The sequence below is a fragment of the Burkholderiales bacterium genome (genome assembly GCA_036262035.1).
In the GTDB taxonomy this organism is placed as follows: domain Bacteria; phylum Pseudomonadota; class Gammaproteobacteria; order Burkholderiales; family SG8-41; genus JAQGMV01.
Map to the genome: position 1 here is coordinate 140,283 of DATAJS010000018.1, position 26,600 is coordinate 166,882.

The window sequence follows — 26,600 nt, forward strand, 5'->3', positions numbered from 1 at the left end:
AGAGCTCAGCATGGCGAAGGCCCCGCGGCTTAAAGGTAATCCGGTGGCATGCCCTATGTGCAACGAGAAGCTTTCCCGTGTGGCTAGCGTGGTTCGAGCGCATTTTGCGGATCGTCACGGAATGCAGCCTACGTTGGCTGACGTGCATCGTCTTATCGCACCGAAGGGCTTCCGTGGCACTCCTTATTCCGAAGGCGTGCCCAAACATCGACGCGAGGTCAGTGGTGGATTACCGACCCTGGGAAAGCGACGATGACCGCTAAATCCGACGTGGCGGAACCCTGCTTCTTGTGCAATGCAAATGCTAGGTGGCAAGAATCGGAAGGTGGCCGGCGACGCCACTATTTGTGTTCCAGTCCGTCTTGTGGGGAATATGAAATCTCGTTGGGGGCGATGGAGCGCTTGAAATTCGACATTGAGTTTAGAAAACGCGCCTCAGCAAAAGCGTCGCGAATCAAAAATCCCGGGTTGATCCTTGAAATTCGAATACATCCGGGCCCCACCAGAACAGTTTCCGCCACAGCGGTGAAACGGCGCCCGTCCCTAGGAGGCACAGCTTGAGCTGTAACTCAGGTTGCAGCGGACGTCGGTTAGAGTTACGCGCTTCCTGTCGCCGCTGAACATGACTTTGGGCGTTACACGAAGGCATGCGACTATGCAACTCAGGGAGGATCGATGGCTGACCTAGCCGACAAAGTAAAAGAACTCGCTGCGATTGCTGCGCTCGTTCCGGAGAATCTGCAGGCGATATGTTTTGAGGTCCTTCTCAAAGACCACCTATCATCAGGTGCTAGCGGAACGCGGCCGTCGAATGAGGCGAAGGGGCAAGCCGCTGGAGCAGCTACCGTCGAACCAGTCGTGCCAGCGGCCAGTTTCGAGGAAGTAGCCAAGACACAGGCCGATTTGACCCTAGCGGACCTTCATGTGAAGGCGCGCAAATTCCTAGAAAAATACGGACTTTCGATCGCTGAGATCAATAATCTCTTCTACAAGGAAGGCACGGAGATCAAACCCTTGTATGAAGACCTCAAGACGACGCGGATGTCGGAGGCACAGATTCGCGTTACGCTTTTTCAGGCCCTGCGGCGGGGACTGTCCGATGGCGAGTTCACCGCCCAAATCGAGAATGTTCGAGCGGAATGTCGGGATCGCAAGGCGTTAGACGGCGCGAACTTCGCTGCCAACTACAAGAACAACAATTCGCTGTTTGATTTTGACAAATACGATAAGGACACCAAGATCCTCCGATTATCGGAGGATGGGAGGAAAGAGCTAGCGCAGCTCATTAAAGAACTACAGTAGTTACCGTGGAACAAGAGCTGACGCAACTGCTCGACGACCTTAAGGGCCTTCGCAAACTTGCGAAGGCTGAGAGAGTCGCGCAAATCGGGAAAAAAGCAATTCGAAACCGAGCCAACGACCTGGGTTCTCGGTGGCATCGCAATCTTCGTCCGAAACTGCAGTCAGCGATCCCAGCTGAGATTTGCGATCGTTACGACGCGGCGTTCACCCGGCTGATCAAACTCAGCGGGCCATATAACCTCCGTGCGAGTTATCTCGAGACGCTGAACTCGCTCATCACACCGTTTCGAGATGATCTTATTATCCCCGCCAAACAAGGCGCGCTTTCAGCTCCAAATCCAAGTGCGTTCGATAGCTTCTTTGCTGCGCTCGTGAATCCGGAAGAGAGCGACTATTTGAAGGAAGCGATCGCATGTGCAAGAGCGGGATACTTTCGTGCTGCGACTGTCCTGGGCTGGAGTGCGGCTGTCGATCGAGTTCACCGCAAGGTAGAAGCGCTCGGCTTCCGGCAGTTCAACGTTGCCTCTGCTCAGATGGCAAGTCAGCAGGCAGGACGGTATAAGAGGTTCAACCAAGTCCAGAACGTTAACAGCATCAGTGAAATGCGAGAAGTATTCGACACCATTGTGTTATGGATCATTGAAGGCATGGGGCTCATCGACTCCAATCAGCACACTCGCCTTAGAAGCTGCTTCGACATGAGGTGTCAGTGTGCGCATCCGGGAGATGCGCCCATCACGCAATTCAATCTATTATCTTTCTTCTCCGATCTCGACCAGATCATTTTCAGTAATTCCAAGTTCAAACTCTGAGACAACGGATTTCTTGGGATTTGACGACGCTGGGGAAGCTGAGGTGGTGAAGTGAAGGAAGAAGCCACAACAACAGATCCGACGCGTGGCCACAACACGTTCGAGGAATTTGCGGCGTCATTACCAGACGTATCACGTGATCAAGCCGAGGCGGTTTGGGAATTTTTCCGTTGACCGCAAGGTACCACAGCAGTCATGCACCCGGCCTCGGTAAATGCGAGCGCTAAGAAGCGTACCGGTAGTCGCTGGATGGCCGTCGCGGCTATTGCCGCGTGGATCGTCGTGGGGCTAGTCGCGAGCGTACAAAAGACACTTGCCGCGCTTCTTGGCATTGTCGCCTACGGCGTGTCAATCCACGCTGTTTACGAATACTCCAGAAGCCATTGCTCTAGTACAGCACGTGAGATCCCGACAAGAGTGTCGATCGTAATCGCGTTGTGGCTTGCTCTACATTTTTTACCGTTTGAGCTGCGCGAACGCGCGTTGCTGAGACTGTATAACCATGCCGAGACCCACGGCTGGTTTGTCGCTGTTATGTTCGCATGGGGTATTATTTGCATCGCCTTATTTCTCGACAAGACCAAAAACGCACGCGCAAAAGCAACTTCGCTGATTTTTGTTCCGCTCGTGTGTTTTCTTGCCTTCGGCGTAATCCACGGCGCTCTGCCTGAAGGCTCTGGTCCCTTCTACTTTCTTGGCGGCATTCTGGTCGCTTACGTGGCGGTATTTATCTCGAGTCACCTCGCGGAAGAACTCGAGGCGCGTTTTGTGCGTAAGCCCCCTTCTAGCGAGGATCCGACGTGACGTCCAACGATTCGTCCGGGCGGAGCGCCCGGCAGCGTTGCTGCCGCGCGCCCTCCTCGGCTCGCTCCTCGGCGCCCGCTCAACGTGATCGCTAGCGCCAGCGGAACATCCGCTTCTGGCCGGGAGCACGCGCTCGACCGCGTGCCAGAAAGCGGCCGCACGTCTTGATCGATGCGGCCGCCCCCGCAAGCCAGGTTAGATTTCGGTTTGCCCGGAAATCTTAAGCGCGTCGTCGACCTCGACTCCGAGATATCGGACAGTGCTCTCCAACTTCGTATGACCAAGCAACATGTTAACCAAAGGTAATTGGCGTAACGGCCTCGCTCCCATGGCTGGAATCAACGGCACGAAACAAACCGCACACGCCACGGGAGCCGGTGATCGCGAAGGGCGGCTTAGGGTCGGAAGTTCGGGTTCGCCTCATCGAGAAGCTTCCGTTCCGAATCGGTTGCACGGCTGACCGGCAGGTAACCAGTTCATTCCAGACCGGAACGACGCGCGGTGGAACGGCGGCACTGGCCGAGGAGCAGTCATTGCCGCAAGCGACGTTAACCGTCCGAAGTTGGCCGACAGCGGCACCTGCAAGTTTGTGCGATCGCTTTTCTCCCCCAGCACAAGCGACGGGTCGGGCACGGGCTTTGAGCCCGTGAAGGCGTCCGAGGAGCGCAGACGAGGGCGGGAATTCGACGAGGACTGTCGAGCTTCCCCGGTGGTTACAAGCGCGATGCTCTCACCGAGTTGATGGGCGGTTGATCGATAGTCGAGCCGGTGCGCGAGTTCCGCAGGAGCCGCCCTCGGCGAGCACCGCAGGGTCGCGCACGCGCATGCGTGCGCGCCAACCGCTACGCAGCGCAGCGCAGTAGCGGCGCCTGGGTCGGGCGAGAAGGCCGTGCGCGACTCGGCGCGAGGGTGTGATGATTACGGGTCACTTCAAGGCGGCGTTCACCCTTCGACTTCGGCCCCTTCGGCCTACGCTCAGGGCGAACGGTTGGCGATGCTTCGTCAGCCGGTACTTTGCATCGCCGCCGCGATCCCCATGATCGACAGCAGCATCGCGTCCTGCCACACAGCGTCAGGCTCGGCTTCCGTGTCGAGGCGCTCGAGCAGCGCGACCTGCAACATCGACAGCGGGCGCAGCGCGGGATTGCGCAGCGCGACGGTCTGACGCACGACCGGCGCGTGGCCGAGGAGCTCGTCCTGCTCGGTGATGCGCAGCACCCATACTCTCGACAGCGCGTGCTCGGCGGCGAGCGTGTCGTGGATGCGCTCGCCGAGCTCGCGCGGCTCGACGCGCGCGGCATACCATGTGGCGGTGTCGATGTCGGCGCGCAGCAGCTCGAGCTGGGCGTTGTTGACCACCATCCTGAAGAACAGCCACTCGCGGTACATGCCGGCGAGCAGCTCGACGTTGCCCGGGCTGTCTTCGGCGAACGCCTGTAAAGCGCTCCCGAGGCCGTACCAGCCGGGCACGACATAGCGGCTCTGCACCCACGCGAACACCCAGGGAATCGCGCGCAGCGCTTCTACGCTGGTGAGCTTGCGCGAGCGCGACGCGGGGCGCGAGGCGATCGGCAGGCGGCTGATGTACTTGATCGGCGTCGCCTGAGCGTAGAACTCCCAGAACTGCGGATCGTCGTGCACCAGCGCGCGATAGACCTCGAGCGAGCGCGCCGCCATCTTCTGCAGCGCATCCAGCCATTCGGGCTTCACGTCGGGTTGCGACGTGTGCTCGCTCGCCGCGAGCAGCGCCGCGCTGACGATCTGCTCCATGTGACGATGGCCGAGCGGCGGCACGCCGTAGCGGAACGAGATGACCTCGCCCTGCTCGGTGAAGCGTATGCGCCCGTCGAAGCTGCCGGGCGGCTGCGACAGGATGGCGCGGTTCGCGCGTCCGCCGCCGCGCCCCACCGTGCCGCCGCGGCCGTGGAAGAAGCGCACCGCTACACCGGCATCGGCGCACGCGCGCGCGAGCCTCGCCTGCGTGTCGTAGAGCGTGAGGTTCGCCGCGAGGAAGCCGCCGTCCTTGCTGCTGTCGGAGTAGCCGAGCATGATCTCCTGGAACGTCCCGCGCGCTGCGAGGTGCAGCCGATACGCGGGCTCCTCGAACAGCTCGCGCACGAGCTTCTCGCAGCCTTTGAGGTCGTCGATCGTCTCGAACAGGGGCACGACGTCGATATCGCTCGTCAGCAGCGGCCCGCTCTCCTCCGCTTTCCAGCGCACGAGGCCCGCTTCCTTCGCCAACAGCACCACTTCGAGGATGTCGGAGACGCCGTGCGTCATGCTGATGATGTAGGTGTCGACCGAGTCGGCGGAGAGATGGCGCTGCGCTTCGCGCACCACGCGGAAGACGTCGAGGACGCTCCTCACCTGATCGGACAGCGCCTGCTCGGGCGCGAGCAGCGGTCGCGGATTGCGGATCTCGCGCGAGAGCAGGCGGACCTTCTCGTCCTCGGGCATCTCCTCGTAGCTCGCGCCCGGCCCGATCAGCCCCGCGGCGCGCAGCATCTCCTCGAGCGCCGCGGAGTGCTCCTCGCTGTGCTGGCGGATGTCGAGCGCCGCGAGCTGGAAGCCGAAGCTCATCACCTGCGAGACCAGGCGCGCGAGCGGTCCTGCGTCCGCGAGCACCGCACCGCGGTTCTCGCGCAGGCTTCTCCGGATGAGCTGCAAGTCGTCGAGCAGCGCGCGCTCGGTCGCATACGCGGCAGCCGGCGGCACCGCGTTCGCGCGCGCGGCGTGCATGTCGGACAGCGTGTCGAGCCGCTCTACGGTCGCGATCAGCCGCGCGCCGACGTAGACGAGCTTCAGCGCGTACGGCTCCAAGCGATAGCGGCGCAGCTCTGCGGCGGTGAGCGGTACGAGGTGTCCGTCGGCTTCCAGCGATTGCAGCAGCTCGTCGCTCGCCGCGACCAGCCGCGTGCTCTGGGTAAGGTCGCGGCGCAGCGCCTCGACCTCGCCGATGTAGTGCCGCAGGATACGCGCCTTGTGACGCCGCAGCGTCTCCCACGTGATCGCCGCGGTGACGTTGGGATTGCCGTCGCGGTCGCCGCCGACCCACGAGCGATAGCGCACGAAGCGGCCGATGCGGAAAGCCTCGCCGGGATACGCGTGCGCGAGCGCGGTGCGCAGGTCCTCGTGCAGCCACGCGACGATGTCGAAGATCGACTTTTCGAAAAAATAGAGCGTGTTGGTCGCCTCGTCGACGACGGTGAGCTGCGAAGCCCGCAGCTCGTCGGTCTGCCATAACAGGGTCAGCTCGCGCGCGAGCTCGCGCTCGGCCGACGCGTGGGCAGCGAGCGGCGCGTCGAGGCGCGGCGCGTCGCGCGGCAGGGCGCGCTCGACCAGCGCGTCGCCGATGCTCTGCAGCTTGTCGAGCACCGAGCGGCGGCGCGCCTCGGTCGGGTGCGCGGTCAGCGTGGGACAGACGTCGAGCCGGTCGATGAGCGCCTGCATCTGGGGCGCCGATACGCCGGCGCCGCGCAGCGTATCGACCGCGTCGGCGATCGACTCGGTCCTCGGAGCAGCGCCGCCGCGCACCTGGCGCTCGCAGTTCACGCGCACGATCTCCTTCTGCTCCGCGGTGTTCATGAGCTGGAAGAGCAGCGTGAAGGCGCGGATCACGCGCTGGAGCAATCGCGGGTCGCCGAGCTCGGGCATGCGCTGCAAAAGCGTGCGCGGATCGCTCGCGGTGTCGGCGTACAGCCGGCGCGCGAGATCGAGCACCGCGGTCTCGTCCTGCTCGGACAGCACCTGCCCGAGCAGGGCGTCCACGAGCGCGATGTCTTCGGACAGCGGGCCCGAGAGCGCGTGACGCTGCGGCTGGAGATCGAGGAAGCCCGGGTTCAAGCTTTTTCCTTGTGGCGTGAGCGCGTAGCCGGGTGCGGCAATGCAATACCCGTGCTCACCCGCGTGCGCTATATTGCGCCCGGTTCATGACGGGAGAAATCATGGAGGCCGCCCAAACCGCAACGACCGGAAAGCGCGCGTGGGCCTTGCTGGCCGCGCTGGTGGTGCCGCTCCTCGCGCTGCCGCTGCTGCCGCCGGTCGCGCAGGACCCGCACTATCACGCTTTCGCCGACGGCCGCACCGCCTGGGGCATCGCCAACTTCCAGAACGTCGCTTCGAACGTGGGCTTCCTGCTCGTCGGCAGCGTGGGGCTCCACTTCTGCGTTCGGCGCTGCCGCGACCTGTCGTGGGTCGTGTTCTTCGCCGCCGTCGTCCTGGTCACCTTCGGTTCGGCCTACTACCACCTGCTGCCGGGCGACGACCGGCTCGTATGGGACCGCCTGCCGATCACGGTCGCGCTCATGGCGCTGTTCACCGCGCTGATGAAAGAGCACCTGACGGTGCGGCGCGAGGGCTGGCTGCTCGCCGTCTCCATCGCGACCGGCGTCGCGAGCATCGCGTGGTGGCGCATCACCGGGGATCTCAAGCTCTACGTCTGGGTGCAGGCCGCGCCGTTCCTCGCGATCGCGGTGCTGCTCGCGCTCTACCGCGGCCGCTTTACCGGCCGCTACTGGCTCGCATACGGGCTGCTCTTCTACGCGCTCGCCAAGGTCGTCGAGTTCAGCGACGCGCGCATCTACGCGATGACCTCCGAAGCGACGAGCGGCCACGCGCTGAAGCACCTGCTCGCGGCGCTCGCACCGCTGTGCGTCTACTGGATGCTCAAGACCCGCGTGCCGTCGGAACGGCGGACGCCGGCGCCCGCCGCATGAGCGGCGCATCGCTGCGCACGCGCCGCCGTCGATTCCTGCTCTCCGCCGCCGCCCTGGCGGCCTGGCCGCGGCTGGCACGCACCGCCGAAGCGCACACCGTCAACGACGTCTCGCAGCTCAATCCGGTTCGGGTCGCCGGCGAGCGGCGGCCGCGCTCCACCGAGGACGTGCAGGAGATCGTGCGCGGCTCGCGCGGTCCGATCAGCATCGGCGGCGCGCGCTACAGCATGGGCGGGCAGATCGCCGAGCCGCGCTCCGTGCACGTCGACACGCGCGCGATGAACGCGGTGCTGCGCCTCGATGCGCAGACACGAGTGATCCGCGTGCAGGCCGGCGCGACGTGGCGCGACGTGCAGGACGTCATCGATCCTCTCGGACTGTCGGTGCGGATCATGCAGAGCTACAGCAACTTCACCGTGGGCGGCTCGATCGGCGTCAACTGCCACGGGCGTTACGTCGGGCGAGGTCCGCTCGTCAACGCACTGCGCTCGCTGCGCGTGGTCACCGCCCGCGGCGAAGCGATCGAGGCGAGCCGCGGGTCGAACGCCGATCTCTTCCGGGCGGTGGTCGGCGGCTATGGCGGCCTGGGCATCGTGACCGAAGCGGAGCTCGATCTCGGCTCCAACCTGCGCATCGGGAAGATCGTGCGCGACGTGCCGCTGGACGATTATCCCGCCTGGTTTCACAGCGAGGTCGCGGCCAACCCGCACGCGGTCCTGCACAACGCCGATCTCGTCCCGCCGCGGTTCGCGACGCCGCGCGCGATCACGTGGGTGCGCAGCGACAAGCCGCTGACGCGCGAAGAACGGCTCGTGCCGCGCGGGCTCCCGTACGAGCACGAGCAAAACGCCATCTGGGCGATCACCGAGTTGCCGGGCGGCGGCTTCCTGCGTCACGCCGAAGCGCAGCGCGCGCGGCGCGAGCCCGCCGTCGTGTGGCAGAACTACGAGGCGAGCCTGGACACCGCGTCCCTGGAGCCGCGATCCCGCCGCTTCTCCACCTATCTGTTGCAGGAGTACTTCATCCCGGTCGAGCGCTTCACGGCTTTCGCCCGCGTGCTGGCGCACGTGCTTGCGGCGGCGAACGTGCAGGCGCTCAACGTTTCGATCCGCCATTCACCCGCGGACACGGTCTCGCTGCTGCGTTGGGCGCCGGGCGAGGTGTTCTCGTTCGTCCTCTATTACAAGCAGGCGACGACACGCAGCGCCGATCTCGACGCCGAACGCTGGACGCAGGCGCTCGTCTCGGCGGCGCTGCAGAACGGCGGGCGCCATTACCTGCCGTACCGCCTCCATGCGACGCGCGAGCAGTTCGCCCGCGCCTATCCCGAGCACCGCACCTTCGCGCGAATCAAGGCCGAGTACGATCCGCAGCGGCGATTCCGCAACCTGCTGTGGGACAAATACCTGCCGCGGTGATTCAGATCGCCGCGCTCTGCCTCAGCACGGCGATCTCGTCGGCGCCGTAGCCGAGGCCCCGCAGGATGACGTCGGTGTGCTCGCCGACCCTCGGGATCGGGTCCATGCGCGCTTCCACCCCTTCGAGCGTCGCGGCCGGCAGCGGGGCCGGAATCGGGCCGGCGGGCGTATCCACTTCGCGCCAGCGCTGGCGCGCTTGCAATTGCGGGTGGTTCCAGACCTCTTCGGGAGCGTTGAGCTTCGCGTTGGCGATACCCGCCGCGTCGAGCCGCGCCACGACCTCGTCTGCGCTGAGGTCGGCGAACACGCCTTCGATCAGCGCGATGACCTCCGCGCGCGCCGCATTGCGCTTGGTGTTGTTGTCGTAACGCGCATCGGCGCCGAGCGCAGGTTGCTTCAGCACGCCGGCGCAGAACGATGCCCATTCGCGCTCGTTCTGGATGCCGAACATGACGAACGTGCCGTCGCCGGCGCGAAAGCGCCCGTAGGGCACGATGGTCGCGTGGTCGGTGCCCGCGCGTTTGGGCGCCTGTCCGCCGAAGTGGGTGTAGTACAGCGGATGCCCCATCCATTCGACCATCGCGTCGAACATCGTCACTTCGATGCGCCGACCCTTGCCGGTGCGCTCGCGGTCGTAGAGCGCGGCGAGGATGGCCGCATAAGCGTGCAGGCCGGTGCCGATGTCGGTGATGGAGATGCCGACCTTGGCCGGCGCGTCCTCGGTGCCGGTCAGCGAGAGCACGCCCGCTTCGCTCTGCACCAGGAGGTCGTACGCCTTCTTCTGCGCGTACGGGCCGCTGTCGCCATAACCCGAGATGTCGCACATGACGAGCCGCGGATGCTTCGGCAGCAGCGCGTCGGCGGAGAGGCCGAGCCGCTTCGCGGCGCCGGGTGCAAGGTTCTGTATGAACACGTCCGCGGATCCGATCAACCGCGACAGGATCTCGGCCGCGCGAGGATGCTTCACGTCGAGCGTCAGGCTCTCCTTGGAACGGTTGAGCCAGACGAAGTATGCCGACTGTCCTCTCACGGTCTCGTCGTAGCCGCGCGCGAAATCGCCCGCGCCGGGGCGCTCGATCTTGATCACGCGCGCGCCGAGATCGGCAAGCTGCCGCGAAGCGAACGGCGCAGCGACGGCCTGCTCGAGCGAGACGACGGTTAAGCCGGAGAGTGGAAGCATGCTTGGATAACGTCAAAAAGCTATTTAACCGCAGAGGACGCAGAGGACGCGGAGGAATGATGCAGACGCGAATCGTCGATGCATCGCGCGCAAAACCAACACGGCTCCGACTGACACGACGCTGCAAAGCTCACCGACCGCCGACGTTTTTCCTCTGCGTCCTCTGCGTCCTCTGCGGTTCAAGCGCCTTTTTAGAAGGATCGAGGCATGCCCAACACGTGCTCGCCGACGTAGGAGAGGATCAGGTTGGTGGAGATCGGCGCGACCTGGTAGAGCCTTGTTTCGCGGAACTTGCGCTCCACGTCGTATTCCGCCGCGAAGCCGAAGCCGCCGTGGGTCTGCAGGCACGCGTTCGCCGCTTCCCACGACGCGTCCGCGCCCAGCAGCTTGGCCATGTTCGCTTCCGCGCCGCAGGGCTTGTGCGCGTCGAACAGCGCCGCGGCCTTGAAGCGCATCAGGTTGGCGGCCTCGACGCTGCAATAGGCGCGCGCGATCGGGAACTGGATGCCCTGGTTCTTCCCGATCGGCCGGTCGAACACCACGCGCTCGCTCGCGTAGGTGCGTGCGCGGTCGATGAACCAGTAGCCGTCGCCGATGCACTCGGCGGCGATCAGGATGCGCTCGGCGTTCAGCCCGTCGAGGATGTACTTGAAGCCCCGCCCTTCCTCGCCGATCAGGTTCTCCACGGGCACCTCGAGGTTGTCCATGAAGATCTGGTTGGTCTCGTGGTTGACCATGTTGCGGATCGGCTTGATGTCGAGCGCCTTGCCCGCCTGCTTCACGTCGACGATGAAGATCGACATGCCTTCGGACTTCCTCGCCACCTGCTCCAGCGGCGTGGTGCGCGCGAGCACGATCATGAGATCCGAATGCTGGAGGCGCGACGTCCACACTTTCTGCCCGTTGATGACGTAGCGGTCGCCTTTGCGCACGGCCACCGTCTTGATCTTGCTCGTGTCGGTGCCGGCGGTCGGCTCGGTCACCGCCATCGACTGCAGGCGCAGCTCGCCGGTCGCGATCTTCGGCAGGTAAGCCTTCTTCTGCGCCGCGGAGCCGTGACGCAGCACCGTGCCCATGTTGTACATCTGGCCGTGCACCGTCCCGGCGTTCGCGCCCGAGCGGTTGATCTCTTCCATGATCACCGACGCCTGCGCGAGCGTGAGGCCGGACCCGCCGTACTCCTCGGGGATCAGCGCCGAGAGCCATCCGGCCCCGGTGAGCGCGTCGACGAACGCTTCGGGATAGCCGCGCTCTTCGTCGATCTTCTGCCAGTACGCGCTGTCGAACTGCGCGCACAGCGCGCGCACGCCTTCGCGGATCTCGCGATGCGGATCGTCGGGAGTATCGAGAGGTTTCATGATGCCGCGGGGGATGTTGCAGGGCCCGTCAGCATATAGATGGCCGCCCGCGCGGGCAATCCCGGGCGGGCGGCGCGGATCAGCCGATTCCCAGCATCGAGGCAGCCTTCTCGATGAGGTCGACGTCGTAGTTCACGAGATCTTCGTACGTCGGCGCGTGGAATTCGTCGGCCTCGACGCCGAAATCCTCGGGGACTTCGCCCGCGTGCGCCAGACCGCGCACGGAGCGGCGGATCGTCACGCCCAGGTCGCTGTCGTCCTGCCGCAGCGGGGGATAAGCATTCTCCTTGGACGCGAGCCGCTGGATCTTCGAGTATGTCCAACGGTTGCTCCCGCCCCCCGCAGTCGTCGGAGACGTGCCGAGAATCCTGCCGACGCCCGCGTCCTGGAAGCCCGCCGCGAAAAGATCGCTGGCGCTGTAGCTCAGGGCATTCACGATGAGCACGACGGGTTGCTCGTCACGCCGGCGAAAGCGTTTGAACGGCAGGTTCTCCATCTTGAGCAGCGGCGCGGAGTACGGTTCCCCTGCCGGCAGTCCTTGATCGATCGATCGCACCCAGCGCAGGAGCGTGTCGTCCGAATCCTTGGCGTCGCGTTCGCACAGCGCAAGGTTGGCCGGCGTATTGCGGAACTGGAACAGGGACCGCTCGACCGGTTTGCGAGTCAGCGCGCGAAGCAGGACCTCGTGGTTTTCGACCTTGCCGCCGTTGTTGTCCCGGATGTCGATGATGAGCGGCAGACCGGCGAGCTCTTTCCGAAGCAGCCGCACGAACGCGGACCCGAGCGAAGGACGATGCAGGTCGTCGCCGAAGTCGAGGATGCCGATGTAGCCGAATTCGCGCTCGCCGCGGCGGTAACGGCGCGCGGCCAGAAGCGGTGCGATGTCCTTTTCGATGGCGAGGCTCGTGAAGCTTCCCCAAGGCAGCTTCACCTCGTTGCCGATTTCGCCGGAATCGACCTCGGGCCGCTCGTCGAGATCTCCGACCTGCCACGTGAACTCGTGCGAGCGGGATGCCTTACCTTGCGCACGATACTCGATGACCGTCGTCATGCTTTCCGGTGGGAAATCCTGGTCCAGCCAGCGCAGCGACGCCTTCGTCACCGCGGAAAGGCGGCGAGCATCGGCATTCCCGTAGCGCTGCCATTCGGCGAGCTTCGCGATATGCGCCTGTACCGGCTTGCGGTCCACCGTCATTATTTCGGCGCCCGCCGAAAATTCCGGCACTTCGAGTCCCTGCTCGATCCCGGTGACTATATAACGGCGTGCGTGCTCATCGCCGATCTCGGCCATATCGAAAGGCAGCCACATCCCGCGAGGCTTCCATTCTGCGGGCAGCACGTACTTCGTGTGCTGGTCGCGCAAAGCGCAGAAGATGTGAAGCATCTCGGTGTGAAACCCGTAATCGGGCGCCTTGGACCACTTGGAATCCAGTTCGTCGCGCATGCGCTTCAACCGGGCGACGGCGCAGGGGCGGTGAAGCGCCTCTTTACGATACAGGTGCACGTAATGCTCTTCGAGCAGGCGAAGCAGCGCCGTGACGATGTCGTGGCGGTCCTTGTCGGAGAGCGGAGCGTCGCTTTCAGACACGGCTTCGAGCGCCTCGGCGACCGAGGCTTCGGGTCGCTTCGGTCTTACGCGCCTCGCGCTCGCTCCCGGATAGAGCCGTTTTTCCAGTGATGCCATCGCGTTCCCCCTGTGTCCAGAGCGGGCGTCGACGCGCCCTATCTCAATCCGCGCACCTCGTACGCCGCCTGCGGCCGCTGGAATCCCTTCAACGGGAGCTCGCCGATCGGCGTCGCATCGACGAGGTGCTCGACGGCGGCCATGACCCGCTGCGACACGAGCGTCTGGGCGGCTTTGGCGTGCGCGCACAACCGCGCCGCGAGGCTGCACACCGCTCCTACCGCGCCGTAGTCCAGCCGCCCCTCGAAGCCGATGGCGCCCAGCGTCGCGTAGCCCTGCGCGATGCCGATGCCCATGTCCAGGCTGTAGCCTCGTTTGCGCCACTTGTCCGCCACGCCCCTGAACTCGCGCTGCATGTCGAGCGCCATGCGCACCGCGTGCTCCGCCGGCGCCGGCACCGGCAGCGGATCGTTGAAGAAGATCATGATCGAGTCGCCGGCGAAGCGCTCGAGCGTGCCGCGGTACTCCGTGATGTAACGGCCCATGGCGGCGTGGTAGTCGCGCAGCGCGCTCATGACTTCCCCGGGATCGGCGGTATCGGTGAACTCGGTATAACCGCGCAGATCGAGGAACACGACCGCGATCTCGCTGCGATGGCTGCGCAGGGGATCTGCGGCGTCCCCGCTGATGATGAGGTCGGCCACCTGCGGCGAGAAGAAGCGCTTCAGGCGCGACAGGCGTTCGAGCTCCGCGATGCCTTCCGCGACTCGTCGTTCGAGGGTGCGGTTCCAGTCGGCGAGCTGCTCGCTCTGGCGCTGCACCTCGTCGTGCAGCGACTTGATGCGCACCAGCGAGCGGACCCGCGCCAGGAGCTCGGGGGTGTTGATGGGCTTGGTGAGGAAATCGTCGGCGCCCGCTTCGAGGCCGTTGATCCGCTCCGCCGGATCGAGCGCGGTGACCATGACGATCGGAAGCAGACGATGGGCCGGATCGGCGCGAACGATCCTGCACACTTCATAGCCGCTCATGTCGGGCATCATGACGTCGAGCAGCACGAGATCGGGAGCCTCGCGCCGTATCGCGTCCAGCGCCCCGGCACCGCAATCGGCGGTGCGCACGTCGTATCCCTTCACCGTCAGGATGTCGGCGAGCAGCTTGACGTTCCTGGGCACGTCGTCGACGACGAGCACGCGCGGCATGGCCTCTAGCGTCCTTCGGCTGCGGCGGTGAACCGCTCGACGGTCTCCACGAAGCCGCGAATGTCTATGGGTTTGGTGATGTATGCGTCGAAACCGGACTCGAGGATTTTCTGGCGGTCGTCCGGCATGGCGGACGCCGAAACCGCGAGGACCGGGATGTCCCGCGTGCGCGGGTCGGCGCGCAGCTTCAGGAGCGCCGTGATGCCGTCGAAGTCCGGAAGCTGTATGTCCATCAGCACGAGCATCGGCAGCTCGGATTGCGCGAGGCGCACGCCTTCGCCGGCGGTCATCGCCTCGATCGTTCGATAGCCCTTGAACTGCAGAACGTCGCGCACGAGCTTCAGGTTCTTTTCGTTGTCCTCGACGATCAGTATCGGCTTCATGCGGGCTCGCCGGTCACCGCGGGAAACGTGCAGACGAAGGTCGAGCCCCGCCCGATCTCGCTGCGCACGTCGATCCTGCCGCCGTGCAGCTCGACGAACTTTCTGGCGAGAGGCAGTCCGAGGCCCGTTCCTTCTTCCCTGCCCGGGCCGGCAACCTGGCGAAACTCATCGAAAATCACTTCCTGGTCCCCCTTGGCTATTCCCACTCCGGTGTCCGAGACGGCGATCTCGAGGACGTCGCCGACCTGCGCGGCGCGCACCGTGACCTCGCCGCCCGCCGGCGTGAACTTGATTGCGTTGGACAGCAGGTTGAGCATGACCTGCTTCAACTTGCGCTCGTCGGCGATCCAGCTTCCGAGATCCTCAGGCTCTTCGAGCGCGAGCGCGACGCCCTTGCTGTTCGCGCGCTCGCGCACCAGGCTCACCGCGTTCTGCAGGGCGTCGGGCACGTCGACCGTCGAGAGCTCGAGCTCCATGTGTCCCGCCTCGATCTTGGCGAGGTTCAGGATGTCGTTGATGAGCGAGAGCAGATGCCGGCCCGAGCCGTGGATGTCCTCGACGTACTCGGCCTGTTTGTCGTTGAGCTCGCCGAACATGCGCTCGCGAAGCACGTCGGAGAAACCGATGATGGCATTCAGGGGCGTGCGCAGCTCGTGCGAGACGTTCGCCAGGAACCGCGACTTGTGGAGGTTCGCGCGTTCCAGAGCGTGGGTTTTCTTCTTGCTTTCGTCGAGCAGGCGCACGTTCTGGATCGCGATGCCCGCCTGGTCGGCGAACGTGGCGACGAGATCCACCTGCTTGTCGGTGAAGCGCTTCTTCTCCGCGTTCAGCACCACGATCACGCCGATGGGATCGCGATCCTTGAGGATCGGCACGGCCAGCACGGTGGAGAAGCCCGCCTGCGGCCACAGATAATCCGGCTCGGCGGATACGTCGACGATCTGGGCGGGGTGTCCCGTCACGATCGCGCGTCCGGTGGCGGAGTTCGGCCCGGGTGCGATCTCCGAAATCATGGACGACATGAGATCGTGCAGGCCGGGGTGGCTGCTATAGGCCGTCTGCAGCTTGAACGCCCGCTCCGAATGGCGTAGGTAAAGCGCGCCGGCATCGGCGTGAGCGAGCGCGGCGGCGCACTGGATCAGCTCGTCGAGCAGCACGTCGAGATCGAAGCTCGAGCGGCTGATCTTCTTCAGCACCTCGCTGGTGGCGGTCTGCTGCTCGAGCGCTTCGGCCAGATCGCGCGTACGTTCCGCGACCTTGCGCTCGAGGCCCGAGTACGATTCGTTGAGCTGTCGCGCCATGACGTTGAACTCGCGCGCGAGCGCTTCGAGCTCGTCGCCGGTGCGCACGTCGAGGCGCTGGTCGAGGTGGCCGGCGGCGATGCGCCCGGCGCCGGCCTGTATGGTCCGGATCGGCATCACCATGTGGCGCGCGAGAGCCACGCTGAACAGGACCGCGACGGCGAGTCCGGCCAGGAGGAGAAACAGCGTGCGCGCGAGCGACGCCTTTATCGGAGCCATGGCGTCCGACAGCGGCTGCTCGACGAACACGCGCCAGCCGAGCCGCTTGACCGCCGCATTCGCGACGAGGACGTCATGTCCTTTTTCGTTGCGCGCGACCCGTCCCGGCAACGCCTCGTCCACGCCTCCCAGAGCCTCCATAACGTACGAGACCTTTTGCGCCTTCCGCTTCAATACCCTGCTGATGTCGGCGTCGGCGATCAGCTCGCCGCCGCCGTCGACGACGTAGATCCGGGTTTTGTCGGTTCGCTCGATGTCCGAGAAGCTGGTCGCGAGATCGCTGAGGTCGACCTGGCCGATGATCGCGTCTTCAGGGTTCGTCCTGATCGAGATGCTCAGGTACGGCACGCGATCCTTCCTGAAGTAGAACCAGTCCGATTCGCGCGTGCGCGTAGCGGCGTAGCCGCGCCTTTCCTCTTCGTTGAGCTCGACCGGAGGCTCCCTGGCGCCGAGGACGAAGCTGCAACCTCTTTTGAAATCGTTGATGCCGGAAAAGCGAAGAAGCAGGCAGCCCGAATTATGGACGGCGGAGATCTCGGTGATGATCTCGCGCATCGGGGCCCTGATGCGCTCGAACTGCGTGCGCCGCTCGTCTTCCGACGCGACGAATTGCGCCCATTTGATCTGCTGCTCGATCCGCTGCAGGTAGGCTTCCACACGGGCGGCCGCCACCATCGCCTTTTCGCGCTGCAGGTTCAATCGCGCGGCCTTGCTCTCCTCGTAGGTGAAATACAGGCCGACGAGGCCGCTGACGAGCAGCACCGAGCTGACGAGCGCGACGAGATAGGCGATGTACTTCTGCAGCAGAGACCGCTCTTTGACGGCGCCGGGAGCGGACGCGCCGTCGGTCTTTGCACCGGCGTCGAATCGCGGCGATTCCACGGAACCGAGTGTCGCGATGGTCTTCAATTTTTCTTTAGCGCATCCCGTGCATGTCCGCGCGGCGGACCGGTGACGTCAGATTAGTGCGGATATGGAACGCCGTATGTGCAAAAACGCACCCGGCGGGCGCCGCGCCGGCTGCGGAGCCGCTCAGGCGTCGCGCCGCCCCTCGCTGATGAGGCGCTCCAGCCGCTGCACGTCCGGCACGACGAGCGTTTTGCCGCTGCGCTCCAAAAGACCCTGTTTGACCATGGCGGTGATCTCGCGCGTCACCTGCTCGCGGTAGGTCGCGACTTTGCTGGCCATGTCCGCGTGTTTGGGCGCCGGATCGATCCGGGCGCTGTTTCCGTCGATCCCCGCCTCTCGCGCGAGCCGCAGCACCTCGGTCTGTATGCGCGCGGACACGCTCAGCGTGCTGAAGTCGAATACGCGCTCGGAAAGGTCGCGCACGAAGCCCGTGAGGCGCTCCAGCACGCGATCGCAGACCACCGGATGGTCGTGGACGAGCCGCTTGAACAGAACCGGCGTCATGACTGCCAGCACCGTGTCTTCGAGCGCTTCCACGTCGGCGGAACGCGACAGGCCGTCGATCGCCGCCAGGTCGCCGAACCAGTCCGCGGCGGAAACGTCGCGATAGGTCACCTGGCGCCCACCGCCGGAGAAGGCGGTGATCCGCACGCGGCCCGAGACGATGAGGTAGACGTCGTTGTCCCGGGCGTCGCGAGAGATCACGCGCTGGCCGGCGACGTATCGCCGCCAGCAGCACTCCGGCGCGAGCGCCTCGAGGACCGTGTCGTCCAGGCCGGAGAGCAGCTTCATCGCGCGCAGGCCGATGACCGAGGCGCGGGCTTCCTTCCCGTGGTTATCCATGTCGACGTCGAACGGCGGCGATTCCTACGGGTTTGCCGTCACCTGCGCAGTTCGTCGCCGCGCCCGCCGGCGGCCGCAGGTACGCGCCGCCCTACCTCACGCCAGACCTCAGGCAGGCTCAAGCCGAGCGCCCTCGCAGTCTCTTCGTTATACACCAGCTCGGTCCTGGTTCTCGCTTTCTCGATGGGGATGTCTTCGACTCTGGACCCGGTGAGGAGCTTATGGACGATGCGCGCGGCTTGCTCGATCTGCGCCGTCAGCGAGGTGTTGTAGCTTGCAAGTGCCCCTGCTCTCACGATCGCCGGTCGCGCGCCCATGAGCGGGAGCTCGCGGTCGTTCGCAAGCCGCACCAGCTGCCGCGCACGCTCCGGCGACATCGTCACGTGCGTGACGAGCACCGCCTGCACGCGGGCCCTGACGAGCTGATCGAAAGCGTCTTTCGCATCGCCGCCGGGCTCGACCAGCGCACGCACCACTTCGACGCCCCGCCGATCGGCCGCCGCCTTGATCTCGAGGTACTCGCGCAGGTTTCTCGCATCCGTGATGAGCACGCCGACATGCGAGAACTTCTGTTTCGGTTTCTTCTTCTTCGCGTTCTGGTGCATGACGTCGTACAGGTACTCGAACCGCTTGCCCCCGACGTTGGGGCCGACGTTGACGACGCCGGTGAGATTGCGTTCGGGAGACTCCTGGTTCGAGACGAGCTTGCCGTCACCCGTCAGGATGCGCACGCTCATGGCCGTACCGACGATCGGAATGGTCTGGGTCGCACCCATCGCCGCCCGCGCCACCGACGAAGGCCCGACCCAAATCACGTCGGGCTTCGCGGCGACGATCCTGCGGGCCGCCTCCGACAGCGCCGCCGCGCTCGCACGCCCGCCCGTGACATTGGCGGACTCGTAGAGGTATTCGACCGGCTTCTTTTCCGCAGCGGCGTAACGGTTCATCGCCGCCTTGAACGGCTTGATCCAGTCCTCTTCCTGATCCTCGTCATGAGGATGGCCCATCAGGATCCCGATGCGCCATTTCGCGGACGCCGGTGCGTCCGCCGCGGGAGCGGCCGGCGCCACGAGAAATGCAAGCGCCGCCAATACGGCGCCCGCAGTCGCACGCAGCCGGCGAATCATATCCGCCGGCCAGCCGCGACGGGCTGCGCCCCCTTCCATAGATCACGAACCGGCACGCAGTGGTGCGGCGTGGAGAATCGCTCTCCGCCGACACCCCGCGTGCGATGCAGCCTCGTACTCAACCGTTGCCGTCGAGCTTTCGGCGATAGCGCATCTTCTTGCCACCGTCGGCATCGTCGTCGTCGCAGACGTCGACGTCGACGAAGTAGCTCTTCTTACCGGCCTTGCGGAAGATCTCGTCGAGCTTGTCGAAGTCTATCGACACACCCGGTATGTCCTCGTTGTCGACGCGCTTCTTTTCGGTCTTCGGCTGAGCCATGCGGCCTCCCCTGGATGAATGATGTCGTGTGTGGACGAACAAGTGCTACAGAGTGCGAATAAAGCCTACACTAGGCACTCGTTCACACACAAGGGCCGCATGGACGATGTGCTGAACCCCAAAAGACAGTAGAGCATGCGGCTGGGAAACAACGTCGCATCGATAACGAATCCAGGGGAGACAATGGCCGCGCGAAGCCTGCTGCAACGTATTCTTCATCCGTTGAGCGTATCTGAGTTCGTCGACGAGTACTTCCAGCGCCGTCCGCTCGCCCTGTCACGAAAACGTCCGCGGCTCGGACGTTTCGATTTTCTGTTTCGCGAAGACGAGTTCGTGCACAACCTCGATCGCGTACAGAGCATACGCGCGGTGTTCGTAAAGAACCGCCAGGCGCAGATCAAGCCGACCGAGATCAAGGACATGATGGGCGCTGGTGCGACCATCTGCGTCACCGGCATGGAAGGCGCGCACCCCCGGCTCGGGGAAGCCGCGAAACGCATACAGGCCGAGCTCGCGTACTCGGGCCGCGTGAGCTTCCGCGCGTACCTCTCGCCGCCGGGCAAAGGCTTCGCCGTGCATTTCGACGCGCGCGTCGCGACGACGCTCCAGATCTCCGGGACGAAGAAGTGGTGGTACTCGGAAGAGCCCGCCATCCCCTTCCCCGCGTTCAATTCGGGCAAGGAGCCCTCGGGCTTCTCGGCCGAATACGAGCGCCCGGACCTCTCCGGCATGCGACAGGTCGTGCTCAGGCCCGGAGACGTGCTGTGCCTGCCGGCCGGCGTGTGGCACGCGGCGGAAGCGGGGCCGCAGGGATCGCTCGCGCTGAACATGGCGTTCGATCACAACTTCGGCAGTGCGTTCGACGCGGTCATGCGATTGCTCCAGCCCCGGCTGCTCAGGCAGGCGGCGTGGCGCGAGCCGCTGCCGCTGACGGCGAATGTCCAGGGCCGGCGATTGCCGGCGAAGGTCGCGTCGGTGTTGCAGCAGCGGCTGGACACGCTTTGCAGCGAGATACGCTCGATCCGCGACGACGATGCGGCCCTCCGCCGCGCGTGGAGCGAGCTCATGGAATCGGAGCGCTGACCGACCTACCCGGCGACGCTCGTGAGCAGAATCATCACGATCGACGATCCGGTCGTCGCGGCGGTTGCCCGACGCCTGGCACGCGCGGCCGCCATGCGCCATACCGGTCGCACTTTTCTCGAGCACCTGCTGCTCACCTGGCGCATCCTCGCCGACTGGAAAATGCCGGTGCCGGTATGCCGCGCCGGACTCATGCACAGTGTCTATTCCACGTCGCGCTATCCGCACCAGCTGTACGGCTTCGACGATCGGCGCAGCGTTCGCCGCATGATCGGCCGCGAAGCGGAAGCCCTGGCGTACCGCTTCTGCGCGATGGAGCGGCGCGGATACTGGGACTACGTCGCAAGACATCGGGACGCGGCGACGTTCACGTATCGCGACCGGTTCAGTGACGGCGCCTCCAGCCGCGTCGCGCGCGACACGATCGAGACGCTGCTGATCATCGACAGCGCGAACGTCGCCGAGCAGCGCAAGGCGCGCGACGGCGGACCGATGCCGTGGATGTCGCGCGTGCTGCGCTGGTGGCGTTTTCTCGACGACGGCAGGGTTCCCGTGCAGCTCGGCGCGCGGGCGCGTCTCACGGTGCGCGAAGACGAGCTCGCGATCGAAGCTTATCGACTGGCCCTGTCGCGCAGCGCGCGCGAAGCGCTACCGCTGCTGGAGCTCGCGAGGCGCTCCAATCCGTGGGCGGCCGAGCCGTGTATCGCCCTGGCGCTTTGCCGCCTCGAGCTCGACGTCGACGGCGCGACGGACGACGCGGCACGCGGGGCCGAGCTGCTGCGCGCGTGGGCGGTCGCGTGGGACAAGCGGCTGACGCTCGACGGCTGGAAAGCGCTCGCCGAGCGTGCGCACCGCCCGCGCCGGCGCTCTTCGCCGCCTCGATTCCGCGATCTCGCCGACATCCTCGAAGGCCGCAGCAAAAAGCCGCGCTGGCTTGCGATCTGACGCGTTAACATCGCACGCTCCTTCCTGCTCACGTCCAACTCATGAAGGTCGCGGAATTCCTGCTGCACACGCTCGAGCTGAACGGCGTCGATACGATCTTCGGCAATCCCGGAACGACCGAGCTGCCGCTCGTCGCGGCGTGCGAGCGTCGTTCGACGCTGCGTTACGTGGTGGCGCTGTCCGAGATCGCCGCGGTGCCGATGGCCGACGGTTACGCGCGCGCGTCGCGCAAGCTCGGCGTGGTCAACCTGCACGTGGCGCCGGGCCTGGGCAACGGCATGGGCACGCTGTATACGGCGGGCATCGCCGGCACGCCGCTGCTCGTGCTCGTCGGCGGACAGGATCGGCGCTTCCTCCACACCCACCCGATTCTGTGGGGACCTCTGGAACAGATGGCGCGCACCGTGTGCAAAGCGGTCTACGGCCTCAACACCGCGTACGACGTCGCGGCGAACGTGCGCCGCGCGCTGCGCGCGGCGCTGACGCCGCCTTACAAGCCGGTCGCGCTCGTCTGCCCGCCGGACCTGCTCGAGCGCGACATCGACGAGACGCCGGGCGCCGTTCACGCGCCTCGGCTCGGCGCCATCGACGCAGCCTCGGCGGAGGCTTATGCGCAGTTCCTCGCTTCGGCGAAGCGCCCCGCCATCGTCGCCGCCGAAGACGTGCACTGGAGCGACGCGTCCGGCGTGCTGGCGGCGCTCGCCGAGCGCCTGCATGCGCCGGTGTATGCGGCGCCCTATACCGGCGTCCTGCCGATCGCGGCGACGTCGAAGAGTTACGCCGGCTACCTGCCGCCGAGCATCCGCCAGATCGCGGAGCGGCTCGAGGAAGTCGACGCGGTCTTCTTCGTCGGCGGCCGCGGCTTGCGCACGACGCTCTACAGCGAGGCCGACCTGCCGCGCCGCATGGCCTGGCTCGGAGCCGATGCCGGCGTGCAGCCGGCCGAAGGCGAGCTCGAGCTCGCGTGTATCGCCGACGTGAAGAGCTCGCTCGCCGCGATCGCGGACCGATTGAAGCCTACACAGGCGCAGGCGCGCGATCTCAAGTCTCCCCTCGATGTGCCCGCGGCAAGTCCCGGCGTTCTGCACCCGACGCGAGCGGTGGTCGCGTTGCTCGAGCGCTACGGCGACGCGATCTGGTACGACGAGTCCGGACTGTCGACTTCCGACGTGCGCCAGTGGATGAAGCTCGCCGCGGGCGAATACATCATCAACGGCAGCGGCGGCATCGGCTGGGGCCTGCCCGCGGCGGTCGGCGGGGCGATCGCCCATCCGCATCGGAAGATCGTCGCGGCGATCGGCGACGGCTCGGCGCTCTATGCGTCCGAAGCGCTGTGGAGCGCCGGGCGCCAGCAGACGACGAACATGCTGCTCGTGGTGTTCTCGAACCGGCGTTACGCGACGCTCAACGAAGCGGCGAGCCGGTTTGCCGGCGGCGCGCTGGAGTCGTTCACGATAGAGCCGCCGGTGCTCGACTTCGGCGGCCTCGCGAAGCTCTACGGCTGGCGTTACGCGCGCGCGTCGACCGAGGACGAGCTGCACGCATTCCTCGACGCTGCGCAGGCGCCCCCGGCGAACACGCTGCTCGAGCTCGTGCTGGATCCGGCGGTCAAACCCGTCACCGCTTCACGTCACTTCTAAGAAGAACAAGGACGCCAGGTAAACACCAAGGGCGCAAAGGGACTACCCGATGATCGACGTCGCCGACACGATTGCACGCGGAGGGCGGGGCCGCGTCGATCTCCTGCGCTACTGCGTCATGTCGATCGCGATGGAGCCGCTGTTTCTGTTTCTCGCGGGCGAGTATCGCCTGCGCCCGACGCACGCCGGCGCGCTCGCGCTGTTCGACGTGTTCTGCGATCCGCACTCCCCGGCGCGCCTGAGCGCGCACGAGCTGCTGCCGCCTCGCGAGCTCGCGCTCGCCGCCGGGATCGCGCAGATTCGCAGCCGCTGGGCCGCGCTGCAGGCGCCGCGGCCCGCGGAAGACGACCAGGCACCGCGCAGCGTACCCGCGGGACCCGGCCGCAGCCTGTTCGACGCGCTCGTGCGCGGCGTGCTCGCGGACGCCAACGGCCGGATCAAAGCGTTGAGCGCTTCGTACGATCCTCATCTGTCGCCGGCGGAGAACCTGCCCGGCGGCCGCATGAACGCGTCGCAGCGCAGCTTCGTCGACAACGTCTGGATACCGTTCGCGCGGCCGCGGCTCGCCGCCGCGGGCTTCTGGCAGATCGCCACCGTCGGCTGACCGTCGCCGAGCGGCGACGGAAATTCCGCGTCCTTTGTCACGATCGTCTGCACGCCGTGCGAAACGGCGGCGAAAACCCGGGTATTTCCGATAGCGCATGCAGCGCCGCATGGCGCATTCTGTCCGCGTGACCGACACGCACCGCTTCCTCATGCTGAACATCGCCAAATCGCTGAGCCGCCACATCGCCAAGTCGCTGGGCCGCGAATACGCGCGTGCATCCGATCTCGGCATCGCGCTCGGCTTCGCGCTGCTGCTCGTGCTGGTCGTGGTCAGCGCGTCGCTGTCCGCGTCGAAGCTGTTCGATCTCATCCGCGCGTCCGATGCCGCGCGCCATTACGAGACGGTGCTGCAGAGGCTCGACAAGGCCGCGGACGACGTCACCGAAGCCGAGCGGCAGCAGCGCACCTTCTTCATCACGTCGGATGCGACCTACCTTCCGCTCTACAAGCAGTCGCGCGAGAAGGTGCGCGACAGCTTCGACGAGCTGCTCAGGCTCACGTACTCCGACGGCGCCAGCGGCGAGCTGATCCGTGAGACGCGCAAGATCATCGACGAAAAGCTGTCGCTGCTCGCGCATCCGTCGATCGTGACCGCGGAGCTGCAGGAATACCTCGATCTGCAGCAGATCGCGGGCGCGCAGCCGCTCTCGGTGGAGATGCGGCAATCGTTCTCGGAGGTGGTGCAGCGCTACGAGCAGGGGCTCGCTCACGCGCGATCGAGCTTCGACGACGCGCGGCAGGGCCTGCGCAGCGCGTTCGTGTGGAGCTCGCTCGTCACGGCGATGATGATCTTCGTGCTCGCCTCGGCGGTGCTGATCGAGCGCCGGTTCGCGCGAGGCCTGTCGCTCACGCTGCTGCACAAGTCGCGTCACGACGACTTGACCGGCCTGCCCAACCGCGCGCATCTCACCGAATCGCTCGAGCGCGCGCTCGCCGCTGCGCAGCGCAACGGTCACAAGGTCGCGCTGCTCTTCCTCGACCTGAACGGATTCAAGGCGGTCAACGACACGTTCGGCCACAAGATCGGCGACGAAGTGCTGATCGAGTTCTCGAAGATCATCCGCGCGCTCGCCCGCGGCGGCGATCTCGTCGCCCGCCTCGGCGGCGACGAGTTCGCAGTCCTCATCCCCGAGGCCGACGACGGCGAGCAGATCGAAAGCGCCACCAAGCGCTTTCGCAGCGTGTCGCTGGCGCGCGAGCACCTCCCGGTCACGGCCAGCGTGGGAACCGCGGTCTATCCCGACGACGCCGCGGACGCGGCGTCGCTGATCAAGCTCAGCGACGCGCTGATGTACCAGCAGAAGCGCGCGCGGCCGGGCGCGATCAGCGCCACGGCCCCGCAAGCTCGCGCGGCGGCTGGGCAATTGACTGGAAGCGCATGACGCGCACCGCGTTGCGGTTGGCGTAGGAGAGCAGCGGCACGAGGCCGCGCTCGATCAGGGCCTGCCCTGCCCGCTCGCTCAGGTAGGTTTCGGCGCACGCCTGCATGCGCTTCTCGCCGTCTTCCTCGTACGTGTGCGCGGGAAGATCGTCGACGTCGAGCGCGTCGCCGGGCGTCATCTCCCAGCCGTGCTCGGTGAACGCGCGTCCGATGAGCAGCGCGCACGCGAAAGCGGCGCCGCCCCAGAGATACGATTCGTGCGTGCGCTCCGCGCCGAGCTCGTCGAGATCGAAAGCGCTCACCCGGTCTGTGCTCTTGCCGTACGGAAGGCGCATGAGCACGCGCGGCGCGGCGAGCGCGATGTGCGGCGCCATCGCGCTGCGCCGCAGGGCGTTCCACGCCGCATAGCGGTCGCCCTCGGCTTCCTGCCATGAGGAAGGATCGGCGTTCGCGTAGGACGGCGCGCCCGCGAGCTCGGGGCTCGCCGAGGCGATGAACGCCGCCCCGGCCTGCGCGGCGATCGCGCCCACCGTCGCGAGCACCGCGATGTCCTCGACGTGCGGGCCGAATTCATACGCGCCGACGACGAGCGACCACGGCTCGGCGCCGGCGACCTGCGCGGCTTCCACGAGCGTCTTGTAGGTCACGGTCCGGCTCAGGTCATCCTGGTTCGCGGTGAGATCCTCCAGCAGCTCGGCTTTCGTCGCGTCCAGCAGCGAGAGCCGGAGGGTCTCGCCGAGCTCGAGGTTGGAGACGAGCCAGTACACGCCGCGCCACGCCGCTTCGAGCGACTGGAAGCGCGGATCGTGCAGGATCGAGTTCATCTCGGCGCCGATCGCCGCGTCCGCGGCGGCGACATACTGCGACTGATGCGCCGGCGCGTCGGGCTGGACGTGCTCCGCGACGACGTCGCGGATGAAGGCGTTGATGCCCGACGCCGCAGAAGCCGCCGGCGCCGCGCCCCCGCTCCCGCCGAGCAGACGCGACAACGTGTCGCTGTCGTTCTCGCTCGGCGCAGGAGCCGCGCGCGACGCCTCGACGGCAGGCGCGTTGAGCTGCGCGCGGAATTCCTCGGCCGCCGCGGAAAACGTCGCGCTGTTTCCCAGCCGCTGCTTCAGCTCGCGCAGCCGCTCGAACGCGCGCACGCGCTTCACCAGCGCATCGGGATGGAAGTCGTCGAGTTCGCCGAATGCGATCTCTTCACCGCGCGGCGTGGTGTAGCGCGGGGCGATGCGGCGCAGCACCTGATCGAAGCTGTCGATATCGACCTCTAGCGGACGCCGCGCAGCCAGTCCGCCACCCGCGCCGCCGCCCGCGCCGCCGCTGAGATCGCCGATCACGAGGATGCGCAGCGGCGACTCCTCGTCGAGCCGCCTCGCGTCGGGTGCGGCTTTACCCAGGTTGAATTCGAAGCTCGTGCGTGCCATGGCGG

The 26,600-nt window shown here is 65.9% G+C and carries 21 protein-coding genes and 1 pseudogene; 10 read left to right on the plus strand and 12 right to left on the minus strand.

What is annotated here, in order from left to right:
* Nucleotides 1-675: 675 nt before the first annotated feature.
* From VHP37_21120 to VHP37_21130, 3 genes are all read left to right on the plus strand, one after another.
* Nucleotides 676-1,302, plus strand: coding sequence for a hypothetical protein (locus VHP37_21120; protein HEX2828866.1), 627 nt, complete (start codon nucleotides 676-678; stop codon nucleotides 1,300-1,302).
* Nucleotides 1,303-1,307: 5 nt separating this feature from the next.
* Nucleotides 1,308-2,114, plus strand: a complete 807-nt coding sequence (locus VHP37_21125; GenBank protein HEX2828867.1) for a hypothetical protein — start codon at nucleotides 1,308-1,310, stop codon at nucleotides 2,112-2,114.
* Nucleotides 2,115-2,363: 249 nt separating this feature from the next.
* Nucleotides 2,364-2,918 (plus strand): hypothetical protein, encoded by a 555-nt coding sequence (locus VHP37_21130; GenBank protein ID HEX2828868.1) that lies wholly within the window; start codon nucleotides 2,364-2,366, stop codon nucleotides 2,916-2,918.
* Nucleotides 2,919-3,113: 195 nt separating this feature from the next.
* Here the strand turns inward: VHP37_21130 and VHP37_21135 are convergent.
* Nucleotides 3,114-3,215: pseudogene (locus tag VHP37_21135) on the minus strand (integrase).
* A 705-nt stretch (nucleotides 3,216-3,920) separates the two neighbouring features.
* On the minus strand, nucleotides 3,921-6,761 hold the full coding sequence (ppc, locus tag VHP37_21140) for a phosphoenolpyruvate carboxylase (GenBank protein ID HEX2828869.1): 2,841 nt from the start codon (nucleotides 6,759-6,761) through the stop codon (nucleotides 3,921-3,923).
* Nucleotides 6,762-6,862: 101 nt separating this feature from the next.
* Here ppc and VHP37_21145 point away from each other — a divergent pair, with 101 nt between their 5' ends.
* The gene (locus VHP37_21145) at nucleotides 6,863-7,633 is read left to right on the plus strand and encodes a ceramidase domain-containing protein (GenBank protein ID HEX2828870.1); all 771 of its coding nucleotides are present in this window, start codon (nucleotides 6,863-6,865) and stop codon (nucleotides 7,631-7,633) included.
* Entirely contained in the window at nucleotides 7,630-9,051 is a 1,422-nt protein-coding gene (locus VHP37_21150; protein HEX2828871.1) for an FAD-binding oxidoreductase, read from the plus strand. The genes VHP37_21145 and VHP37_21150 overlap by 4 nt, the downstream gene beginning before the upstream one ends.
* 1 nt (nucleotide 9,052) lies before the next feature.
* Here the strand turns inward: VHP37_21150 and VHP37_21155 are convergent, their stop codons facing one another.
* From VHP37_21155 to VHP37_21195, 9 genes are all read right to left on the minus strand, one after another.
* Entirely contained in the window at nucleotides 9,053-10,231 is a 1,179-nt protein-coding gene (locus VHP37_21155) for a CaiB/BaiF CoA-transferase family protein (GenBank protein HEX2828872.1), read from the minus strand.
* A 191-nt stretch (nucleotides 10,232-10,422) separates the two neighbouring features.
* On the minus strand, nucleotides 10,423-11,589 hold the full coding sequence (locus VHP37_21160) for an acyl-CoA dehydrogenase family protein (protein ID HEX2828873.1): 1,167 nt from the start codon (nucleotides 11,587-11,589) through the stop codon (nucleotides 10,423-10,425).
* A gap of 79 nt (nucleotides 11,590-11,668) precedes the next feature.
* A complete protein-coding gene (locus tag VHP37_21165) occupies nucleotides 11,669-13,273 on the minus strand; it encodes a S41 family peptidase (GenBank protein HEX2828874.1) in 1,605 nt (534 codons plus the stop codon).
* Between the two features lie 38 nt (nucleotides 13,274-13,311).
* A complete protein-coding gene (locus tag VHP37_21170; GenBank protein HEX2828875.1) occupies nucleotides 13,312-14,412 on the minus strand; it encodes a response regulator in 1,101 nt (366 codons plus the stop codon).
* A gap of 5 nt (nucleotides 14,413-14,417) precedes the next feature.
* Complete coding sequence (locus tag VHP37_21175; GenBank protein HEX2828876.1) at nucleotides 14,418-14,795, minus strand: response regulator; 378 nt, start codon at nucleotides 14,793-14,795, stop codon at nucleotides 14,418-14,420.
* Entirely contained in the window at nucleotides 14,792-17,197 is a 2,406-nt protein-coding gene (locus VHP37_21180) for an ATP-binding protein (GenBank protein ID HEX2828877.1), read from the minus strand. Before VHP37_21180 ends, VHP37_21175 begins: the two co-directional genes overlap by 4 nt.
* Before the next feature lie 150 nt (nucleotides 17,198-17,347).
* Complete coding sequence (locus VHP37_21185; protein ID HEX2828878.1) at nucleotides 17,348-18,016, minus strand: Crp/Fnr family transcriptional regulator; 669 nt, start codon at nucleotides 18,014-18,016, stop codon at nucleotides 17,348-17,350.
* Between the two features lie 89 nt (nucleotides 18,017-18,105).
* A complete protein-coding gene (locus tag VHP37_21190; GenBank protein HEX2828879.1) occupies nucleotides 18,106-19,158 on the minus strand; it encodes an ABC transporter substrate-binding protein in 1,053 nt (350 codons plus the stop codon).
* Between the two features lie 154 nt (nucleotides 19,159-19,312).
* Nucleotides 19,313-19,513 (minus strand): hypothetical protein, encoded by a 201-nt coding sequence (locus tag VHP37_21195; GenBank protein ID HEX2828880.1) that lies wholly within the window; start codon nucleotides 19,511-19,513, stop codon nucleotides 19,313-19,315.
* Nucleotides 19,514-19,735: 222 nt separating this feature from the next.
* Here VHP37_21195 and VHP37_21200 point away from each other — a divergent pair, with 222 nt between their 5' ends.
* The 5 genes from VHP37_21200 to VHP37_21220 all read left to right on the plus strand — a co-directional run bounded on the left by VHP37_21200 (nucleotide 19,736) and on the right by VHP37_21220 (nucleotide 25,169).
* Nucleotides 19,736-20,596 (plus strand): cupin domain-containing protein, encoded by an 861-nt coding sequence (locus tag VHP37_21200; GenBank protein HEX2828881.1) that lies wholly within the window; start codon nucleotides 19,736-19,738, stop codon nucleotides 20,594-20,596.
* 21 nt (nucleotides 20,597-20,617) lie between these two features.
* Complete coding sequence (locus VHP37_21205) at nucleotides 20,618-21,541, plus strand: hypothetical protein (protein ID HEX2828882.1); 924 nt, start codon at nucleotides 20,618-20,620, stop codon at nucleotides 21,539-21,541.
* Between the two features lie 41 nt (nucleotides 21,542-21,582).
* Nucleotides 21,583-23,181 carry a thiamine pyrophosphate-binding protein gene (locus VHP37_21210; protein ID HEX2828883.1) on the plus strand — a complete coding sequence of 533 codons (1,599 nt, stop codon included), beginning with the start codon at nucleotides 21,583-21,585 and terminating at the stop codon, nucleotides 23,179-23,181.
* A 49-nt stretch (nucleotides 23,182-23,230) separates the two neighbouring features.
* Nucleotides 23,231-23,785 carry a hypothetical protein gene (locus VHP37_21215; GenBank protein HEX2828884.1) on the plus strand — a complete coding sequence of 185 codons (555 nt, stop codon included), beginning with the start codon at nucleotides 23,231-23,233 and terminating at the stop codon, nucleotides 23,783-23,785.
* A gap of 109 nt (nucleotides 23,786-23,894) precedes the next feature.
* Nucleotides 23,895-25,169 (plus strand): diguanylate cyclase, encoded by a 1,275-nt coding sequence (locus tag VHP37_21220; GenBank protein ID HEX2828885.1) that lies wholly within the window; start codon nucleotides 23,895-23,897, stop codon nucleotides 25,167-25,169.
* Here the strand turns inward: VHP37_21220 and VHP37_21225 are convergent.
* On the minus strand, nucleotides 25,111-26,595 hold the full coding sequence (locus VHP37_21225) for a type VI secretion system contractile sheath large subunit (GenBank protein HEX2828886.1): 1,485 nt from the start codon (nucleotides 26,593-26,595) through the stop codon (nucleotides 25,111-25,113). The two genes, VHP37_21220 and VHP37_21225, sit on opposite strands and share 59 nt — an antisense overlap.
* Between the last annotated feature and the right edge of the window lie 5 nt (nucleotides 26,596-26,600).

Coding starts and splice junctions, on each gene's coding strand:
- VHP37_21175 (HEX2828876.1), bottom strand. CDS start 14,795: ATGAAGCCGATACTGATCGTCGAGGACAACGAAAAGAACCTGAAGCTC.
- VHP37_21160 (HEX2828873.1), bottom strand. CDS start 11,589: ATGAAACCTCTCGATACTCCCGACGATCCGCATCGCGAGATCCGCGAA.
- VHP37_21155 (HEX2828872.1), bottom strand. CDS start 10,231: ATGCTTCCACTCTCCGGCTTAACCGTCGTCTCGCTCGAGCAGGCCGTC.
- VHP37_21220 (HEX2828885.1), top strand. CDS start 23,895: ATGGCGCATTCTGTCCGCGTGACCGACACGCACCGCTTCCTCATGCTG.
- VHP37_21120 (HEX2828866.1), top strand. CDS start 676: ATGGCTGACCTAGCCGACAAAGTAAAAGAACTCGCTGCGATTGCTGCG.
- VHP37_21225 (HEX2828886.1), bottom strand. CDS start 26,595: ATGGCACGCACGAGCTTCGAATTCAACCTGGGTAAAGCCGCACCCGAC.
- VHP37_21130 (HEX2828868.1), top strand. CDS start 2,364: ATGGCCGTCGCGGCTATTGCCGCGTGGATCGTCGTGGGGCTAGTCGCG.
- VHP37_21150 (HEX2828871.1), top strand. CDS start 7,630: ATGAGCGGCGCATCGCTGCGCACGCGCCGCCGTCGATTCCTGCTCTCC.
- VHP37_21165 (HEX2828874.1), bottom strand. CDS start 13,273: ATGGCATCACTGGAAAAACGGCTCTATCCGGGAGCGAGCGCGAGGCGC.
- VHP37_21215 (HEX2828884.1), top strand. CDS start 23,231: ATGATCGACGTCGCCGACACGATTGCACGCGGAGGGCGGGGCCGCGTC.
- VHP37_21145 (HEX2828870.1), top strand. CDS start 6,863: ATGGAGGCCGCCCAAACCGCAACGACCGGAAAGCGCGCGTGGGCCTTG.
- VHP37_21170 (HEX2828875.1), bottom strand. CDS start 14,412: ATGCCGCGCGTGCTCGTCGTCGACGACGTGCCCAGGAACGTCAAGCTG.
- VHP37_21210 (HEX2828883.1), top strand. CDS start 21,583: ATGAAGGTCGCGGAATTCCTGCTGCACACGCTCGAGCTGAACGGCGTC.
- VHP37_21195 (HEX2828880.1), bottom strand. CDS start 19,513: ATGGCTCAGCCGAAGACCGAAAAGAAGCGCGTCGACAACGAGGACATA.
- VHP37_21185 (HEX2828878.1), bottom strand. CDS start 18,016: ATGAAGCTGCTCTCCGGCCTGGACGACACGGTCCTCGAGGCGCTCGCG.